Below are 362 nucleotides of genomic sequence, written 5' to 3' on the forward strand. Positions count from 1 at the left end.
AAAGTATGCATAAATTTTAATTCTCCAACATTCTCCTCCTCCGCGAAACAATGTCGGATCCTTATATCTCCAAGTTACAAATAATAGGACTTTATTTAAACGATGTTTCTTGCATTGAATGTCGGATCCACTAGAAATGACTAGATGATAATGAACGACTTTTGATTTGAGGTCAGGGTTTAATTCTTCTGAAGCATTACTTTCAAATCCATTAGAAATTTCATCAGTGGATAATGGAGCATTACGGAAATCAACATCTAACAAAATTAATTTAGACTTTTGACCATAATTTGACTCAGCCGACATATCTTCCTCATTTTTATAAGAAATTTCATCAAAATTACATGCATTATTCTGAGAAC

General features: G+C 32.0%; 1 protein-coding gene. It reads right to left on the minus strand.

Features of this window, described 5'->3' with window-relative positions; translation table 11 throughout:
* On the minus strand, window positions 1-362 hold a 362-nt coding region (locus tag EDI28_RS28300; RefSeq protein WP_164918652.1), incomplete at both ends, for a hypothetical protein.

The organism is Photobacterium chitinilyticum (genome assembly GCF_004104355.1).
GTDB classification, from domain to species: domain Bacteria; phylum Pseudomonadota; class Gammaproteobacteria; order Enterobacterales; family Vibrionaceae; genus Photobacterium; species Photobacterium chitinilyticum.